This is a genomic window from Streptococcus oralis (genome assembly GCF_003943825.1).
GTDB classification, from domain to species: domain Bacteria; phylum Bacillota; class Bacilli; order Lactobacillales; family Streptococcaceae; genus Streptococcus; species Streptococcus oralis_CD.
In genome coordinates this window covers 1-1966 of the sequence record NZ_RJNJ01000024.1, presented here as the reverse complement: position 1 = coordinate 1966, position 1966 = coordinate 1, and the positions used below count along the sequence as shown (strand labels likewise).

The 1966-nt window shown below is 36.0% G+C and carries 3 protein-coding genes; all 3 read right to left on the bottom strand.

The genetic code is table 11. The annotated features are described in order from the left end of the window. Positions 1-48: 48 nt before the first annotated feature. The gene (locus D8863_RS10305; RefSeq protein ID WP_260469791.1) at positions 49-285 is read right to left on the bottom strand and encodes a YwqH-like family protein; all 237 of its coding nucleotides are present in this window, start codon (positions 283-285) and stop codon (positions 49-51) included. A 182-nt stretch (positions 286-467) separates the two neighbouring features. Beyond that, a complete protein-coding gene (locus D8863_RS10300) occupies positions 468-944 on the bottom strand; it encodes a hypothetical protein (protein ID WP_125441847.1) in 477 nt (158 codons plus the stop codon). Between the two features lie 16 nt (positions 945-960). Then, positions 961-1966, bottom strand: a 1006-nt coding sequence (locus D8863_RS11315; protein WP_260469790.1) for a hypothetical protein, incomplete at its 5' end; no start/stop codon positions are given.

Here is a 1966-nt window from a genome sequence, read left to right as displayed (position 1 = left end):
TGTGAGTTAAACAGAACCTCGGATAATTGAATCGTTCCATACATGGCCTTACCCCTCCTTCGTATGTAGTAGCTTCTCGATGATATTTCCCAGATTATTCATCTGACTTTGACACCAGCCAATAATGCCGTTTTCTTCATTCTTTTGATTTTCCAACCTAGTGATTTCATCACAGATAGCATCATAGAAGGTATTCATCTCCGTTTGGAAACTCGTGTAGTCACTGGAGAAGGTTTCCCACTGCTTGGTNAAGGCATCTTTTTGTTTGCCTTGCCAATTACTTATATTCGTTAGAAATAAGAAATTTTAAATACTCGTAATCTAAATTAGTAATCATTGGATATAAATTCAAATTTTTGCTTTTTCAAGTTCCCCATTAATTATTTTCTTCAATATTTTTATTTATTGTTTATTTAGTAGATAATTAGAAATAAACTCGTATTCGTGCCATTTGATTAAAAATTTTTTTAATCATCAAGAATTGAAAAATTATATTTATCTTTATAACGCTGATTGAAACGAACAACTACTTTCATAGGTTCTTTTTTGGTTAATCCATTATTAAAAGTTATACTTTTCATTAATTCTTCCCGAAATTTTTGTATTCCAGATGCTATTTCAGCTACTAATTTTGAAGTATCAATTTTAAAAGTGGCAATACCCTTATCTTCCATAAAGAGTATTGAATCGAAAAATAATATTGAAATATACAAATCCGTAGCCGAACTCTTTGTCAATTTAATTAAAGAGTTCTCTAACAATAATTCAATGTTTTTGATATCACTTTGATTATAAAAATATTCAAACAGCACCTGGTTAATATCTGTAGGGAAAACATCTGGAACAGAAGTAGGGGGGTCAACCCGATACTTTTGCCTTCCACGAAGTATATCTTCAACGTTTCCTTCTTTTATAGCTTCTAAAATTTTAGTTCTAAAATTCATTGCTTCTCTCCTCAATTTATTTTATTCCTATCCTACTAACTCTAGTCTTATCTAATGGAACTGTATTTAAAATAGCTTCAGGAACTCCACCTGAAGTTTCTCCCCCAGGTATCCATAGTGGGTTTGCTCCTGTCTCATTCCCGCTAGGGAGTCTTAAATCTAAATCACTCAAATCTTCTATATCAATTCTAACTAAACCACCCCCATATTTAAAATAACCTTTAGGAAACCCTAATTTTTCCTCAATATAGTTGATGTTTCCGTTAGAATTTTTAATAACCTTATCAGCGTACTTTGTTGGCATAACAAAAAGTGTATTGTCATCAGGTACACCAACAAAACCGTTAGCTTCTGAATAGTGTGTATAAGCCGACTCGGTCTGAATAACTGTTGCTCCCTCATCGAATTCTGCAAAATGTTTTGTAAGATATTCCGAATTCACATATGTTTTTGGATCTGGTCTACTCCCTTTAGGTATTTTTAATATTGGCTCATTCCAATATTTTTTATACCTAATTTCTTCAGCTAAGGCATATTCCTTCGCTACATACTGTTTAAAATTCGAACTCTCCCTCGCAAGCCTGCTTTCTTTAATATTCTCTTTAATCCGTTCGATATTGCTCACCTTATTGAGACTAAACTTGCTGGCTGCTGAGGAAGCCGTATAGCCTCCTACGATATTCCCGATAAAGTTGGCGGTTTGGGCATCTTCTTCGCTTCCACCTAGGAGCTTAGTCCCATGATAGGCAACCTGACCCGCGGTATAGGCAGCTGCTTCCCCTATCGCAAACTGGGTCAAGCCCTTGACAACGCTCTGGGTCTGCCCTATGGGAATCATGATGGCACTCGCCGTCACAAAGACATTCCCAACATCATGATACAACTTGTCATTGCCCATGAAAAGCGTATCTCTGATGGGATTTCCGGCTTTAGTCTGAATATCCCCTGCATTCCCAAGTTTGATATCCTGACCAGCCTCGTACATATTAGACAACCCATAGGCTGTTGTCCCAAAACCCACG

Bases quoted from the DNA above. Each gene is read 5' to 3' on its own strand.
- D8863_RS10300 (WP_125441847.1), bottom strand. From the start codon at position 944: ATGAATTTTAGAACTAAAATTTTAGAAGCTATAAAAGAAGGAAACGTT.